This is a genomic window from Nitratireductor alexandrii (assembly GCF_004000215.1).
In the GTDB taxonomy this organism is placed as follows: domain Bacteria; phylum Pseudomonadota; class Alphaproteobacteria; order Rhizobiales; family Rhizobiaceae; genus Mangrovimarina; species Mangrovimarina alexandrii.
On sequence record NZ_RBVY01000009.1, the window covers coordinates 69637 to 84093 of the forward strand.

At 68.7% G+C, this 14457-nt stretch carries 15 protein-coding genes and 1 pseudogene; 9 read left to right on the forward strand and 7 right to left on the reverse strand.

Annotation, left to right across the window (positions count from 1 at the left end):
• Positions 1–92 precede the first annotated feature (92 nt).
• The 4 genes from EP380_RS18865 to EP380_RS18880 all read left to right on the forward strand — a co-directional run bounded on the left by EP380_RS18865 (position 93) and on the right by EP380_RS18880 (position 5170).
• The gene (locus tag EP380_RS18865) at positions 93–2645 is read left to right on the forward strand and encodes a TIGR02302 family protein (protein WP_238719932.1); all 2553 of its coding nucleotides are present in this window, start codon (positions 93–95) and stop codon (positions 2643–2645) included.
• Positions 2646–2753: 108 nt separating this feature from the next.
• Positions 2754–3224 (forward strand): peptide-methionine (R)-S-oxide reductase MsrB, encoded by a 471-nt coding sequence (msrB, locus tag EP380_RS18870; protein WP_106572640.1) that lies wholly within the window; start codon positions 2754–2756, stop codon positions 3222–3224.
• Positions 3214–3744: a peptide-methionine (S)-S-oxide reductase MsrA gene (msrA, locus tag EP380_RS18875; RefSeq protein WP_127600034.1), complete on the forward strand. Its 531-nt coding sequence runs from the start codon at positions 3214–3216 to the stop codon at positions 3742–3744. The genes msrB and msrA overlap by 11 nt, the downstream gene beginning before the upstream one ends.
• 172 nt (positions 3745–3916) lie before the next feature.
• On the forward strand, positions 3917–5170 hold the full coding sequence (locus tag EP380_RS18880) for a cation:proton antiporter (RefSeq protein WP_127600036.1): 1254 nt from the start codon (positions 3917–3919) through the stop codon (positions 5168–5170).
• Between the two features lie 52 nt (positions 5171–5222).
• Here the strand turns inward: EP380_RS18880 and EP380_RS18885 are convergent, their stop codons facing one another.
• Both EP380_RS18885 and EP380_RS23795 read right to left on the reverse strand, forming a co-directional pair.
• On the reverse strand, positions 5223–5600 hold the full coding sequence (locus tag EP380_RS18885) for a hypothetical protein (protein ID WP_106572637.1): 378 nt from the start codon (positions 5598–5600) through the stop codon (positions 5223–5225).
• Positions 5558–5830: a hypothetical protein gene (locus tag EP380_RS23795; protein ID WP_238719933.1), complete on the reverse strand. Its 273-nt coding sequence runs from the start codon at positions 5828–5830 to the stop codon at positions 5558–5560. Before EP380_RS23795 ends, EP380_RS18885 begins: the two co-directional genes overlap by 43 nt.
• 81 nt (positions 5831–5911) lie before the next feature.
• Here EP380_RS23795 and EP380_RS23800 point away from each other — a divergent pair.
• Positions 5912–6401, forward strand: a pseudogene (locus EP380_RS23800) (hydantoinase B/oxoprolinase family protein); the annotation flags it as partial.
• A 189-nt stretch (positions 6402–6590) separates the two neighbouring features.
• Entirely contained in the window at positions 6591–7868 is a 1278-nt protein-coding gene (locus tag EP380_RS18900) for a glycerate kinase type-2 family protein (RefSeq protein WP_106572634.1), read from the forward strand.
• A gap of 18 nt (positions 7869–7886) precedes the next feature.
• Here the strand turns inward: EP380_RS18900 and EP380_RS18905 are convergent, their stop codons facing one another.
• From EP380_RS18905 to EP380_RS18915, 3 genes are read right to left on the reverse strand one after another with little or no spacing between them, the layout of a single operon-like run.
• Positions 7887–9236 carry a sensor histidine kinase gene (locus EP380_RS18905; protein ID WP_127600047.1) on the reverse strand — a complete coding sequence of 450 codons (1350 nt, stop codon included), beginning with the start codon at positions 9234–9236 and terminating at the stop codon, positions 7887–7889.
• Positions 9233–9898: a response regulator transcription factor gene (locus EP380_RS18910; RefSeq protein WP_106572632.1), complete on the reverse strand. Its 666-nt coding sequence runs from the start codon at positions 9896–9898 to the stop codon at positions 9233–9235. Before EP380_RS18910 ends, EP380_RS18905 begins: the two co-directional genes overlap by 4 nt.
• Positions 9898–10197, reverse strand: coding sequence for a PepSY domain-containing protein (locus tag EP380_RS18915; protein ID WP_199190508.1), 300 nt, complete (start codon positions 10195–10197; stop codon positions 9898–9900). Before EP380_RS18915 ends, EP380_RS18910 begins: the two co-directional genes overlap by 1 nt.
• 129 nt (positions 10198–10326) lie before the next feature.
• Between EP380_RS18915 and EP380_RS18920 the strand changes: the two genes are divergently transcribed.
• Positions 10327–10626 (forward strand): PepSY domain-containing protein, encoded by a 300-nt coding sequence (locus EP380_RS18920; RefSeq protein ID WP_127600049.1) that lies wholly within the window; start codon positions 10327–10329, stop codon positions 10624–10626.
• Positions 10626–11312, forward strand: a complete 687-nt coding sequence (locus tag EP380_RS18925) for a cytochrome b/b6 domain-containing protein (protein WP_127600051.1) — start codon at positions 10626–10628, stop codon at positions 11310–11312. The genes EP380_RS18920 and EP380_RS18925 overlap by 1 nt, the downstream gene beginning before the upstream one ends.
• 149 nt (positions 11313–11461) lie before the next feature.
• On the opposite strand, the gene EP380_RS18930 is transcribed toward EP380_RS18925, so the two are convergent.
• Positions 11462–12226 (reverse strand): class II aldolase/adducin family protein, encoded by a 765-nt coding sequence (locus EP380_RS18930; RefSeq protein ID WP_127600053.1) that lies wholly within the window; start codon positions 12224–12226, stop codon positions 11462–11464.
• Positions 12223–13362: a TauD/TfdA family dioxygenase gene (locus EP380_RS18935; RefSeq protein ID WP_106572628.1), complete on the reverse strand. Its 1140-nt coding sequence runs from the start codon at positions 13360–13362 to the stop codon at positions 12223–12225. Before EP380_RS18935 ends, EP380_RS18930 begins: the two co-directional genes overlap by 4 nt.
• Before the next feature lie 115 nt (positions 13363–13477).
• On the opposite strand from EP380_RS18935, the gene EP380_RS18940 reads away from it, so the two are divergent.
• A complete protein-coding gene (locus tag EP380_RS18940) occupies positions 13478–14425 on the forward strand; it encodes a LysR substrate-binding domain-containing protein (protein WP_106572627.1) in 948 nt (315 codons plus the stop codon).
• Positions 14426–14457: the final 32 nt, after the last annotated feature.

Here is a 14457-nt window from a genome sequence, read left to right on the forward strand (position 1 = left end):
CGGGAATTGCCTCGTCTTCGCCGTCATTTGCGATATCTTGTGACTCGTGACGCGGCGCCGATCGGCGGCCGCGAGCCGAACAGGACGACGCAATGGCCACAGACATGGCGGGCCGTACCGGCGCAAACCGCTCCCTGAAGATCGGCCGGACACGCTTTTCGGCCGCCGTGGCGATGCTCGCCGAGCGAGGCTGGCCGCTTGTCCTGCCGCTCGTTCTGGTTGTTGGGCTCTTCCTCGCCGCCTCGTGGTTCGGCCTGTTTCGTCTCCTGCCGGACTGGGCGCGCATTGCCGCCGTGATCGGCTTCGGTCTTGCCGCGCTCGCCGCGCTCTATCCTCTGCGGTCCTTCCGCTGGCCGACACCGGCCGAGATCGATCGGCGCATCGAGCGCGCCAACCGGTTGCGCCACCGTCCGGTCACGGCCCAGGCTGATCGGCCGGCCGGCGTGGCGGACGACTTTTCCGATGCGCTGTGGCGCGAGCACCAGCGCCGTCTCGCCGAAGGGCTGGGCGCGCTTTCGGGCGACCTGCCGCGCCCGCGAGTGCCCGAGCGCGATCCCTGGGCCCTGCGTGCCCTGGTTCCGCTGCTGCTCGTGGTCGGTTTTGCCTTTTCGGCCAGTCCCTATGGCGGGCGCCTTGGCGACGCGTTTCGTCCGCATGCCGCGGCCGGCGCGGTGCCGGCGCGCATCGACGCCTGGGTGACGCCGCCCTCCTATACCGGCAAGCCGCCGGTTTTCCTGACAGCCGAGGCCAATCGCGAGCAGGAGGGGTTCGAAGTGCCGGCTGGAAGCGAGGTGTCGTTGCGCGTCACCGGCGGGTCGGGCGAGGAACGGCTTGCCTTCCGCGCGGCCGCCTTGCCGGAAGGGAGCGACGCCGCCATTGCCGTTGCCGCCGCGGTCGATGGCGAAGCGGCCCGGCCGGGCGTCTCCCGGTTTGTCTACCGCCTGGCCGAGGCCGGGTCGCTCGCCTTGATGGCGGGCACGCGCGAGCTTGACAGCTGGGCCTTCACCGTGATCGCGGACCGGCCGCCGCGGATCGCCTTCGTCGAAGAGCCGAAACGTGCGGTCAACGGCACGCTCGAACTCGTCTACGAAATCGAGGACGACTACGGCGCGGCTTCGGCGCGTGCGATCATCACGCAGCGGATGCCGCCGCCCGAAGGCGCTCGGCCGCTCTACGAGGCGCCGGACCTGCCGCTTTCGCTGCCGCGCCGGGGCGCGGACGAAAACCGCGCCAAGACCGCCCGCGACTTGACCGAGCATCCCTGGGCGGGCGTCGCGGTTGGCATGCGGCTGGCCGCGGTCGACGATGCCGGCCAGGAGGCGACGAGCGAAGGCAAGACGCTCGTTCTGCCCGAGCGTCCCTTCACCAATCCGCTGGCGCGCGCGGTGATCGAGCAGCGCCGGCTTTTGGCGCTCGACGCCAACCGCAAGTCGCGGGTTCTGGCGCTGATGGACGCCGTCACGTTGAGGCCCGAGGATACGTTCGACACCATGGCGCATTATCTGGGCCTGGTGAGCGCGCGCGAACGCCTGGCGCTGGCCGAGGACGACGAGGCGTTGCGCGGCGTGGTCGATTATCTGTGGGAGATCGCACTCGGCATCGAGGACGGCGACCTGACGGCTGCCGAAAAACGCCTGCGCGCCGCGCAGCAGGCCCTGCGCGACGCGTTGGAGAACGGGGCTTCGGACGAGGAGATCGAGCGGCTGATGGCCGAATTGCGCGAGGCCATGCAGGATTTTCTGCGCGAATTCGCAGAGCGAGCGGCGCGCGATCCCAACATGGCCATGCAGATGCCGCAAGACGGCGAGCAACTGCGCCGCAACGACATCGACCGGATGCTCGACCAGATCGAGGATCTCGCGCGTTCGGGTGCCCGCGACAAGGCGCAGGAACTCCTGTCGCAACTGCAAAACATGATGAACAATCTGCAGGCCGGCCGTCACCAGCGCCAGCAGGGCGACGGCCAGCAGAGCGAGATGCGCCAGCAGATGGACAGGCTCGGCGAGATCATGCGCCGGCAGCAGGAGATGATGAACGAGACCCACCGGCTCGATCAGATGCAGCGCGGCCAGCGCGGTCAGCAACCCGGGCAGCAGCGCGGCGACAATGGCGAGCAGGGTCAGCAGGGTCAGGGCGGCATGAGCGCGGAGGAATTCGCCGAGGCGCTGCGCCAGTTGCAGGAAGGCCAGGGCCAACTGCGCGGCGAGCTTGGCGAACTGACCGATCGCCTCGAAGGCATGGGCATTCAGCCCGGCCAGGGTTTCGGCGAAGCCGGCGAGGCGATGGGCGAGGCCGGCGAGGCCCTCGGCGAGGGCCAGGGCGATCGCGCCGTTGGCGAGCAGGGCCGCGCGCTCGAGGCGCTGCGCCGCGGCGCGCAGGACATGATGCAGCAAATGCGCCAGGCCATGCAGGGCGAGCAGGGCGGTTCGGAGGAAGGCGGCCGCCAGCAGAACGCCGACCGCGATCCGCTGGGCCGACCGCGCGCCACGACCGGCCCCGATTTTGGCGATACGGTCGAGGTGCCCGACGAGATCGACGTACAGCGCGCCCGGCGCATTCTCGAGGCGATCCGCCGCCGGCTCGGCGATGCGCTGAGCCCCGAGCTGGAGAAGGACTATCTCGAACGCCTGTTGCAGCTCGAATAGTGCGGCCACGGCACCCTGCGCGGCCACGCGGGCCCGGTCGCGGCCGGCGGGGCTGGCAACGCTATGCCCCAATACCCATTTCACGTGCGGCAGGATGTGGAGCAGACCATGACCGGAAAGATCTACCGAAAGACTCCCGAGGCGCTTGAGCGGCTGAGCGCGGAGCAGTTTCGCGTCACCCAGCAAAACGGCACCGAACGGCCGTTTTCGGGCGCCTATGTCGACAATAAGGATGCGGGCCTCTATGTCGATATCGTCAGCGGCGAGCCGCTTTTCGCGTCGACCGACAAGTTCGAGTCGGGCTGCGGCTGGCCGAGCTTCACCCGTCCGCTCGCCGCCGCCGAGATCGTCGAGCATCTGGACGAGAGCCACGGCATGCGACGCGTCGAGGTGCGCTCGGGCCATGCCGACAGCCATCTCGGCCATGTCTTCGAGGACGGGCCGCGCGAGGCCACCGGCCTGCGCTATTGCATCAATTCCGCCGCCTTGCGTTTCGTTCCCGTCGCGGAAATGGAGGCCGAGGGATATGGCGAGTTCCTGCACCTGTTCGCCGAGAAGGAGAACGCCGATGAGCGCTGATGTCGAACGCGCCGTGCTTGCCGGGGGCTGTTTTTGGGGCATGCAGGACCTGCTGCGCCGGCACCCGGGCGTGGTCGCGACCCGCGTCGGCTATACGGGCGGCGACACCGATCGGCCGGTCTACGAGACCGTGAAGACGGGAAAGACCGGTCATGCCGAGGCGATCGAGATCGAATTCGATCCCGGCAAGACCGATTATCGGGCGATTCTGGAGCTGTTTTTCCAGATCCACGATCCCACGACCCTGGACCGTCAGGGCAACGATGTCGGCAGCCAGTACCGCTCGGCGATCTTTTACACCACCGACGAACAGCGCCGTATCGCCGAGGACACGATCGCCGATGTCGAGGCGTCGGGCCTGTGGCCGGGCAGGGTGGTAACCGAAATCGTGCCGGCCGGCGCGTTCTGGCAGGCAGAGCCCGTCCACCAGGACTATCTGGAAAAATACCCGAACGGCTATACCTGCCACTTCCCGCGCCCGAACTGGACGCTGCCGGCCCGCGACAAACAAACGGCCTGACCGCCGGCGTCGCGGACCGCGGCCGGACGCATGGGCGCGGCTGCCTGTCGCGCGCCGGCGGTTGCATCGTGCCATCCCGAACCGTTCTGTAGTAGGCTTCGCCATTTCGCCGCGGGCGCGAAGCCCCGGCCGCCGCAGACCGGCCGTACGGGAATGTTGAGAGGGAGCCGCGATGTCGCCGGAACTGGTTGTCGGGCTGTTGTCGCTGGTGGCCGTCTACGCCGTTCTGTCGCATGCGCTCGAGGTCCGGCTGGTCACCCTGCCGATGGTGTTCACCGCCACCGGACTCGCGATCGGGCTGGCGGGCGCGGAGATCGTGCCGATACATGGCGCGCGCGAAGTCGTGCATCTGGTCGCCGAGGTGACGCTGGTGCTGGTGCTGTTTTCCGATGCCTCGCGCATCAGCCTGCGCGCGCTGTCGGGCGGCTTCGTCATACCGCTGCGCATGCTTTTGATCGGCATGCCGCTAACCGTGCTGTTCGGCACGCTGATCGCCAAATGGGTCTCGCCGGACCAGTCCTGGGCGCTTGCCATGCTGGTCGCCGCCATTCTCACCCCCACCGATGCCGCGCTCAGCCAGCCGGTCGTCACCAGCGATGCGGTGCCGGGTCCGATCAGTCGCGGCATCAATGTCGAAAGCGGGCTCAATGATGGCCTGGCCCTGCCGATCGTTCTGGTCGCGGCCACGCTCGCCGCCGGCGCGGGCACCATCGACGCGGCCCAGCAGCCCGGCGGCCTGGCCGCCTTCGCGCTGAAGCAGATCGTGCTCGGCCCGCTGGTCGGCGTGGCGATCGGTTACGGCGCCGCGCGCCTGCTCGATGTCGCCATCCGGGCCGGCACGTTGACGGAGGTCTATCAGGGTATCTTTTTTCTCAGCATCGCCTTCATCGCCTATTTCGGGGCCGAGCTCGTCGGCGGCAACGGTTTCATCGCCGCCTTCACCGGCGGGCTCGCCTTCGGCAACAGTCTGCGCGCCTCCGCGCGCTTCATCGAGGAGTTCATGGAAGGCGAAGGGCAACTGCTGACCATGCTGACCTTCCTGATCTTCGGCGCGGTGCTGGCGCCGCTCGGCTTCCAGCATGCCAGCCTCAAGACACTGGCGCTCGCGGTTCTGTTCTTGACCGTCGTGCGCATGCTGCCGATCTGGCTGTCCTTGGCCGGTTCGGGGCTCGGCAGCTACGAAAAGCTGTTTCTGGGCTGGTTCGGGCCGCGTGGACTGGCTTCGATCCTGTTCGTGCTTTTCGTGCTGGAGCGCTTCGAGGTGCCGGGGCGCGACGAATTGATCGCCTGCGTGGTTTTGACCGTGCTGATCAGCATCGTCGCCCACGGGCTGACCGCCAGCCCGCTGGCCGCCCGCTTCGCCGGCCGTGCCCCGGCCGGCAGGGGCGGCGGCCAACCGGTCGCGGAGACGCCCGACGATCCTTGAGCGCCATGTGTTCGGCCCTTCTACCCGGGCCAGACCCGGCGGCGCCGGGCTGTCAGCCGGCGACGAGCGCGATGTGGCGCTGGGCCTGGCGCAGCGCCGAGATCAGGCGGTTTTGACCGCGCACGAGCTGGGTCCTGGCGAAGCCGAGCGTGGTGTCGTCGAACCGGTCGAGTTCGGCGGCCGCCGCGATCGACGGCAGTGGCGGAATGGTCAGCGCCGGATCGTGGCGAAACCGGTTGACGCGGGTGAAGTTGATCGGCACCAGGATGCGCGCCAGATCCTGGATCACCCGGTTGGCCCTGCCGGCGTCGATCGATTTCGAGGCGACGCGATTGTAGAAATTCTCGAGCGCGGCGGCGAGGTCCGCGATCGCCTTTTTCGACGGCGTCAGGTCGAAACGATCTCCGGCCTTGACCTGGTACTGCGCCACCGTCTCGGCGAATTCTTGGTCGTGGCGCCCCAGTCGAACGGCAGTATGTCGGCGTTGGCGTTGCGCAGCACTGCGAGCAGATAGACCTTGATGTCGCGCAAGAGAATGTCCTTGTCGGCGATCTCCAAGGTGTCGTTTTCGGTGTGCCAGGCAATGTTGCCGCCGCAGCCGCCGACCGTGTAGTACCCCTTTTCCTCGCGCAGCACGTCCGGCATGGTCGACGACAGCATCAGATAGCTGGAAATGCCGATAGTGTTGAAGGAATAGTCGCCCGCCCGGTGCGGTCGCTCGCCCTCGATCGCCTTGCCGGCGACTTCCTCGAACTCGGCTATCCGGTGCGGCTCCTGCGCTACGGCGTCGTGCCCGATTCCGGCGGATCCGGCCGCTACCGAGGCGGCTGTGGAATCGTGCGCGAATACGAGATCCTCGCCGAGGAGGCCGTGCTCGCCGTGCGCATCGACAGCGTCAAGAACCTGCCCTGGGGCATCGATGGCGGGATGGGCGATGGCGTCGGACGCCCCACGGTCAATCCCGGCACCGGGCGCGAGCGGGTTCTTGCGCCCGGTGTCGGACGGCAACCGTCTGGTGCGCGGCGACATTTTACGCATGGAGACCGTCGGCGGCAGCCTGCCCGACTATGTCTTCACCAAGATCCTCGGCCAGCCGTCCTTCGTCATCCCCTACGCCAATGCCGATGAAGCCAACCACGCGCCGAACGAGAATTTGAAGGTCGCGTGTTTCATCGACGGCATCAAGACGGGCGCCGCGCTGCTGGCCGAGCTGGGCATGCTAAAGCGCTGACGGCTGTGCCGTGTCGCGGAGGCCCGAGTCGCGCGACGCGGCCGGGGCCTTGCCAAGCGGCCGGCCTATCGCCGATGATCGGCATGAGCCGGCGCGGTGGGCGGACAATCTCCCGTCCGCGCCGGCCTGTTTTCGTCACGGCAGCGCGCTGCCCGCCCCTCTGTTCGGTCCCGACACGGTGATGCCACGATGACGCCGCCTCTTGCCGATCCGCGCGGGTTTCTCGCCGGCCTGTTTGCAACCGCCGTCGAGGCCGCCGATCCGCTGGCGGCGCTGCGCAACCACCTTCCGCAACGCCCCGTCGGCCGCACCGTCGTGGTCGGCGCCGGCAAGGCGGCGAGCCAGATGGCGGCCGCCTTCGAGCGCCTGTGGGACGGACCGCTCTCCGGTGTCGTGGTCGCGCGCGCCGGCCCGGTTGAGGCCTGCGCGCGGATCGAGGTGCTGCAGGCGTCCCACCCCGTGCCCGACGAGAACGGGCTTGCCGCCTCGGCGCGGCTGCTCGACGCGGTCGGCGGGCTGACCGGCGACGATCTGGTCGTGGCGCTTATCTCGGGCGGCGGGTCGGCTCTGCTCGCCGCACCGGCCGACGGCCTGACGCTTGCCGACGAGATCGCGGTCAACCGCGCGCTGCTTTCCTCGGGCGCGCCGATTTCGGCCATGAACGTGGTGCGCAAGCATATGTCCCGCATCAAGGGCGGGCGCCTCGCCGCCGCGGCGGCGCCGGCCAGGGTGGTGAGCCTGATCGTCTCCGACGTGCCGGGCGACGATCCCGCGCTCGTGGCCTCCGGGCCGACCGTTCCCGATTCCGCCACCGCCGAGGAAGCGCTTGCAATCGTGCGCGACTATCGCATCGAGCTGCCCGAGCGCGTTCTCGCCCATATCCGCTCCGCCGGGGCGAGAGCGCCGTCGCCCACAGATCCCGCCTTCCGCGACAATGTGGTTGAGGTGATCGCCTCGGCGCGGCTTTCGCTCGACAGCGCGGCTGACGCGGCGCGCGCGGCCGGTGTGGAGGCCGCGATCCTGTCCGACCGGATCGAGGGCGAGGCGCGCGAGATCGGCCGTATGCACGCCGCGCTGGCGCGCGAGCACGCCGAGCGGGCGCGGACACCGACCCGACCGGTTCTGCTGCTGTCCGGCGGCGAAACCACCGTCACCATCGGCGATGCTGCGTTCGGTAAGGGCGGCCGCAATACGGAATTCCTGCTTGCCTTCGCGCTCGAGATTGACGGGGTTGGCGGCATTCACGCGCTTGCCGCCGATACCGATGGCATCGACGGCTCGCAAGATAATGCCGGTGCGTTTTGCGACGGCGCGACGGCGGCCCGCATCCGCGCGGCGGGCGGCGATCCGCGTCGTTTGCTGCTCGCGCACGATGCCTGGTCGGCCTTCGATCTTGCCGGGGATCTGTTCGTTCCGGGCCCGACCGGCACCAATGTCAACGACTTTCGCGCCATTCTCGTCAGGTGAGAGCGGCCGTTTCGCCCATCAGCCGTTGGCCGCTGCCGGCAGCTCGAGTACAGCCCGCAGGCCGGGTAGGCCGTTTTCCAGGCTGAGCGTGCCCCCGGCCGCCGTCGCGATCTCGGCGGCGATCGACAGCCCGAGCCCGGCGCCATGTCGGTCTTCGTCGAGGCGCCGACCGCGCCCGGCGATCGAGGCGAGTGCGTCGTCCGGTATCCCCGGTCCGTCGTCGCGGATCTCGATGCGCACGCGCCCGTTGCTTTGCCGCGCCGTCATCGCGACCCGGGAGGCGGCGTGGCGCGCGGCGTTTTCGGCGAGCGCGCCGAGCGCTTCCGACAGGTCGGCCGGGTCGAGCGCCACGGCGAGCTCCGCCGGCGCGTCGATCGCCCAGTCGAGCCGCTCGCCGTCGGGCGTACGGCGCAGGACCGAGGCGATCCGCGCGACCATTTCGGCGACCGGTGCCGCTGCCTGCACCGCGCGCGCGGCGGCCCGGGCGCGGATCAGTTCGCGATCGACATGGGTCTGCATGGCGCTGGCGACCTCTTCGATGGCGCTGGCGGCCTGATCCTCGCCGCGCGCGCGCAGCCGTCCGGCTTCGCCGAGCAGGGCCTGCAGCGGTGTCTTCAGCCCATGCGCCAGATCGCCGGCGCGGGCCCGGGCGCGTTCGACATCGGCCTGGCGTGCCTCCAGCAGGGCATCGATCTCCCCGGCGAGCGGACGCATCTCGCGCGGCCAGTCGCCGCCCATGCGCCTCACCCCGCCGTCGCGCAGGGCCGCCACCCGCGCGCCGATCCGCCCGAGCGGACGCAGCCCGAAAACGAGTTGCGCGCCCTGAGCGGCGATCAGGATCAGGGCGAGCAGCAGCAGATAGGGCGACAGATCGGCGGCGAAGGCGCGCCGCGCGGCTGAAAGTTCGGCGGCGTCCATCGCCACCGTCGCTCGCGCCGCGCCGCCGCCGAGCGAGGCCGGAAGCTCGACGATGCGTTCGAGCGCCAGCAGCGTCGTGTCGTCGGGGCCGGCGATCTCGTGGCTGTGCACCTGGCCGTCGGCCAGCTCGTCGGCCGGCAAGTCGAGCGCCGCGTCCCACAGCGAGCGCGAGCGCAGCGTCTGGTCGGTCGTCTCGATCTGCCAGTAGAGCCCGCCATAGGGCCGGCGAAACCGAGGGTCGGCGGGCGGCGTGATAAGCCGCAATGCTTGTCCCTGCCGCGCCAGGCCCGCCAGCACCTGGTCGAGTTGGACCGCCATTTCGGCTTCGGCGCGGCGTTGCACATGGGTGCCGAACAAGGCTGTCAGGCCGAGACCGGCCAGGCTGAGCGCCACGATAACCGCTGCCGCGCCGGCGAGCGCGAGCCGCAGCCGCAGCGACATGCCGCTCATGCCGTTCCACCTTCCAGGAAATACCCGAAACCGCGGCGCGTGCCGATCACGCCGGTACCGAGCTTACGCCGCAGACGGGTCATGACGGCTTCGAGCGCGTTGGCTTCCCGCGCGTCGTCATCGCCGTAAAGATGCTCGAGCAGTTCGCTCGGCGGCACCACGCGGTCTCCGTGCAGGGCGAGATAGGCAATCAGACGGTATTCCAGCGCGGTCAGCGAGACCGGCACGCCGTTCACCGACACCGTCATGCGGTTGGTGTCGATGGCGAGCGGGCCGGCCTGCTGGAGCGCGCTACCGCGCCCGGCGGCGCGGCGCACCAGCGCCCGGGCCCGCGCCACCAGCTCCTCCATCCGGAACGGCTTGGGCAGATAGTCGTCGGCACCGGCCTCGATGCCCTCGACGCGTTCCTGCCAGGACCCGCGCGCCGTCAGCACCAGCACCGGCATCTCGCGCCCGGCGGCGCGCCACTTCTTCAGCACGGCAAGCCCGTCCATGCTGGGCAGGCCGAGATCGAGCACGACGAGGTCGTATTCCTCGGTGTCGCCGAGAAACCAGGCGTCCTCGCCGTCGGCCGTCGTTTCGACCCGGAAACCGGCGTCGGTAAGTGTGGTCTTGATATCGCGCGCGATCCGCGCGTCGTCCTCGACCGCCAGGATCCGCATCAATCGTCCTCGTAATCGCTTTCGATGAGGTCGCCCGTGGCCGCGTCGATCTCGGCCTCCAGCAACCGTCCCGCCGGCGTCACGATCTCGATCTCGTAGACGAAACGTCCGTCGTCGCGACCGAGATCGACCTCGATCACCCGCCCGCCCCATGTTTTCTCGACTATCGCGAGGATCCTCGACAGGGGCAGAATGTCGCCGCGCTCGAGCGCGGCGCGGGCCCGGTCGTGGTCGTCGCCGTCGGCGATCGCCGGCGCCGACAGCATCAACAGGATGGCTAAGCAGATGGAGCGCATCATGCGCCATCTTTTACCGTCGGCAAGCTGACGGCAAGCTGACAAAACGCGTCAGGTAGGCGTCAGGCGCTATGGGGCAGAACGTGCCTTGTCAGCGCGGCAATCCCGCCGCGTCCAACAAGGAGAAACCCGATGAAACGCACCGTTTTGCTCACCGCCGCGCTCGCGACCGCCGTTGCCCTGGCCACCGCCGGAGCCCGTGCCTCCGACGACGACGGCCGTCGCTTCGCCGACATGCCGCCGCGCGCTCAGTGGATGAGCATCGCCGACCTCGCCGCCAAGCTCGAAGCGCAAGGCTACACCGTGCGCGAGATCGATACCGAAGACGGCGTCTACGAGGTGGAGATGACCGACGCCAACGGGATGCGCGTGGAAGCCTATCTGCATCCCGTGACGGGCGAGCCGCTCCGCAGACAGAGCTCCGACGACTGATGGTCGCGGATGTCCAGGATCGAAGCACCGGGATGGAGCGGGTCTGGGACCCGCTCGTCCGCACCGGTCACTGGGTGCTGGTGGCGGGGTTCGCCACCGCCTACCTGTCCGAGGGCGAGCCCGAATGGCTGCACTCCTGGGCGGGTTACGCCATCGCCTTCGTGGTGGCTTTTCGTATCCTTTGGGGTTTTGTCGGGCCGCGGCGGGCGCGGTTTTCCGACTTCGTCACAGGGCCTGCCCGCGTGCTCGGCTATCTGCGGGACCTGGCGACTGGCAGGGCGCCGCGCCATCTCGGGCACAGCCCGGCGGGCGGGGCGATGACGCTCGCTTTGCTCGCCGCGCTGGCGCTGACGGCCGCTTCCGGCATGGCGACGCTGGCGATGGAGGCAGGGCGCGGACCGCTTGCCGGCATCGTCGCGCATGAAAGGACCGTTGAGGACGGTTCCGGCGCCGTGCGTGAAGGTGACGAGACCGGCGAGATCTGGGAGGAGGTGCACGAGATCGCGGCGAACCTGACGCTGGTGCTTATTGTCCTGCATGTCGCCGGCGTCGCGCTTGCCAGCTACGCCCATCGGGAGAACCTCGTTCGGGCCATGGTCACGGGCGCCAAACGTGCGTTGCCCGGTTCGGCTGCCGGCGGCGAACCGGATGCCGGCGGGCAGGCTAGCGGCGTGCGCGACGGATAAAAGCCCTCCCGCATCGGGCTCGGAAGGGGCGGTCGCAGCCACCGGTCGGATCACGCGGGTGAGGCGCCGGCCTTGCCCGCGTTTTTCCGTCTCGCCCGTTTGCTCGGGCAAACCCTTCCCTAAGCAAAGTACCCGCGAAACCCGGCCGTCTAATCGCGCCAGGACGGATCGCGGGCGTCGAGGGTCGATTTCAAATAGTCGAAATGGCGTTGCGCCATGCCGCGATAGGCGGCCCAGCCGGCCGCGGTCGCGCGCGCGACGTCATCCGACAACACCGAAAGCGGTTGGCCGGTGGAACGTGCCAGCACCAGTGTCTGCGCGGCCTTTTCGAAAAAATAGAGGTCCTCGAAGGCATCGGCGACGGTCGCGCCGGTGATCGAGACGCCGTGATTGGCCATCACAAGCACGGTGTTGCCTTTCATCGTCTCCGCCAGGCGCCGGCCTTCCTCTGCCGCATCGGCGATGCCGCCAAAGGCAAGGTCGTAGCCGATGCGCCCGAAGAACCGGGCGGTGTTGTTGTCGAGCGGCAGCAGCGTCGGGTCCTTCAAACAGGCCAGCGCGACGGCATGGGGCGCGTGGCAATGTAGGATTACCCGTGCCTGCGGCAGCAGCCGGTGCATGGCGCCATGGATCGTCCAGGCCGACGGGTCGGGCGCGTCGGGCCGCGCCATCACGTCTGGATCGTCGGCGTCGAGCATAAGCAGGTCGCTGGCCCTGATCGTGGCGAAATGCTGCCAGCGCGGATTGAGCAGGAAGCGCCGTCCGTCCGGCGACACCGCGGCGCTGAAATGATTGCCCACCGATTCGCTCCATCCGAATTGGTGGCAAAGCCGAAAGGCGGCGGCCATGTCGCGGCGCAGGGCGGCGACGTCGTCGTCAGGGTTCGCAACGGCTTTCAGGCTGCGCGTCGTCATGTCTTGAACCGCCCTTCGCCGACCAGCGCGCGATAGGTCGAGCGCATCTCGGCGCGGTCGGTATAGCAGCCGCGCAGGTGCCGGTCGCCGCTGGTTGCCGAATAGGCTGCGCGGCCATGCACGATGCGGTGATTGTCGAAGGTGATGCATTCGCCCGGCTGAAGCCTGAAATTCATCACGTAGCGCGGATCCTGCAGCATCTTCCCGAACCGGCAGAACGCCGGATAGTAGTCGTCGAGCACCTCTTGGCGCAGGTCGAAAATGTCGGCCATGTGCTGGCTGATCGTCAGGCCGGAGACCTCGCCCTTGTCGTCGAGTTCGATCACCCTTTGGCGCGACCGCATGTCGTAGCTGTCGTGCTCGCAATAAAACGGAATGTCGATGCTGGAAAGGAGATGAAAACCGTGCGGGTCGGCGGCGCGGAAATCGTTGGCCACCGCCACGCCGTCGGCGAACAGGCTGCCGCCGCCCTCGACGGAATTGGCGCGGCAATGCAGGAACTGGACCCCCGGCGCCGCCTCCTCGGCCGGCGTGTCTGTATGCAACTCCAGCGCCTTGGCCGTATAGGCGAGATTCGTTGGCTTGATGTGCGTGCGTACGTCGAAATAGGCGCCGAAGAAGGTCGGGCGAACCTGGCCGATCAATTGGGCGGTCTCCGTCAGCCCCTGGTCGCTGTCGGGCATGTCGGTGACGACCGCCACGCCTTCGACGATGAGGGCCTCGATCCAGGCGGCGACCTTGCTGCGGTCTGCGATCAGGTCGGGCTGCGAGAAGCGTGCGACATCGCGGTAGTGGTCGCCATGCCAGGCCCGTCGCGGCAAGTCGGCCGGGTCGGGGCGCCGGTGTCCATCGGCATAAAGCGCAAGCGTCGTGACCGGCATGCGCGTGACATGGTTCTCTCCCTGCCAGCCTACGACCAGCGCATCGCCGTCGAGTGCGGCCGTTTCGGCGCGCGGCGGCCGCTCGAGATGGAAGATGTCGAACACCCGCTCGCGCGTTGCCGGGTCGAACGAGCTCGGGCAATTGTCGCGCAGCCAGTAATAGTTGAAATAGGCTTGCCGGCCATCGGCAAGGACAACATGCAGGCCCTTTTCCGACAGGCTGACGGCTGGCTGCGCGCTGTGTACGATGTTCATGGCATGTCCTTAACTTAAGACCGGTGTCGGCTTGCGGTGGCCCCAGCATCGCCTTACTCTCCGTGCCGGGAAAAGGCGGATAAAGCTGATCTCAACTTAAGTCCTGGGTTAAGTCATGGATCGCCTGCCGCCGCTTCGTCTCCTGACTGCCTTCGATCTGGTCGCACGGCTCGGCTCGATGCGCCTCGCGGCGGCCCGGCTCAACGTGTCCCAGCCGGCTGTCACCCAGGCGCTGAAGGCGCTCGAGGACCATGTCGGAACAACGCTGCTCGACCGCGGCACGCGCCCGGCGCGCCTGACGGAGGCCGGCCAGCAACTCGCCCGCGCAACCGGCGAAGGGCTCGACATGATCGCGACCGCCATCGCCGAAATCCGCGCCTCCGCCGATGTCCAGCACCAGCGGATCACCGTCGCCTGCACGCTCGGCATGGCAACCTACTGGCTGATGCCGCGTCTGCCCGACTTTTATGCCGCCCATCCCGACCTGCTGGTCAATGTGCAGGCACCGCCGACCGATCTGCCGGCGGTGTCGGCCGGCATCGACGTCGTGCTGCGCTACGGTTGGGGCGGGTGGACGGACGGGGAGACGCAAAAACTCTTCGACGAGCGCGTCTGCCCGGTCGGCCATCCCGCGTTGGTGGAGCGGCTGCTGGTCTCCGGCGCCGGCCTGGAGGGCGCGCCGCTCATCCATGTCCGCAATGCCGAGACGCGGCATTGGGCCGACTGGCCGGACTATCTGGCGCGGCGCGGCGCCGGCAGGCATGCCGGCTCCAGCCAGATCTTCGACAATTACGTCCAGGCCGTGCAGGCCGCCGTCGGCGGCAGCGGTCTGGTGCTCGGCTGGCGCTCGATCACCCAGGGGCTGGTCGACGAGGGCGCGCTGGTTGCCTGGCCGGACGCCGAGATCGATCTCGGCACCGGCTATTACGCCACGTTGTCGCCGGGCGGTGCGGTCAAGCCGGCCGCGCGCGGCTTCGCCGCCTGGCTCGGGCTGGTCTACGCGGAGCAAGGATCGAAAGAGGTCGCCCGCGCCGTCGTCGACCGCAACGGCAAACGCGAATGAGCCCACCGTCCGGCGACTTTGCCGCGGAACGG